This is a genomic window from Anaeromassilibacillus sp. An250, from assembly GCF_002159845.1.
Lineage (GTDB): Bacteria > Bacillota > Clostridia > Oscillospirales > Acutalibacteraceae > Anaeromassilibacillus > Anaeromassilibacillus stercoravium.
Map to the genome: position 1 here is coordinate 1 of NZ_NFJK01000073.1, position 601 is coordinate 601.

Genomic DNA, 601 nt, shown 5'->3' on the forward strand with positions numbered 1-601 from the left:
TTCCCACACGACATCCGGAAAACAGCAGCGAAAAACACAGAAGGACCCAGCCCTAGGAAATCTCCCGGGGCTGGGTCCTTGCAGTTTATCGGGAAGAAGTCTTCCTTTTTATTTTCGATTAGCCAATGGTTACAGCACAATGCTTCGTAGCGTTCTGGCCCGGCAGGGTCGTGTAAACACCCGTGCTCTGGCCCGGCGTGCCGATGGCATAGACTCTGTAGTAGTAGTCGTTGCCGATCTTCGCCACGAACTGCGTCTTGAGCACATCGCCGTTGCCGGCCGTGAAGCCCGGCGTCATGGCGTTGCCGTTGACCACCGTCATCTTGAAGCAATACGCCTGGCCGTGCTTCAGCGTGAAGTTGACCGTCGTGTCGGAAACCACATAGGCATTCGCTGCCACGCTCTGGCTTGCAGATACAACGCCCGCTGCGCCGTATGCATTGCCAATGTTCGCGGACGTGCTGCCGCTGGAGCTGCCGGCGTTCGAACCGCCGTTGCTCACTTCGACCAAGTTGGCCTTTGCTGCGCGCGCCTGTGCGACCGCGTTATCCACAACAACCTGGCCCTCTTCTGCGTCGAGGGTCTCGTCCGCCAGCAGGGT

The 601-nt window shown here is 58.9% G+C and carries 1 protein-coding gene; it reads right to left on the minus strand.

All coding sequences use genetic code 11. From position 1 onward, the window contains the following. Positions 1 to 118: 118 nt before the first annotated feature. Positions 119 to 601, minus strand: a 483-nt coding sequence (locus tag B5F54_RS17860) for a hypothetical protein (protein ID WP_172749790.1), incomplete at its 5' end; no start/stop codon positions are given.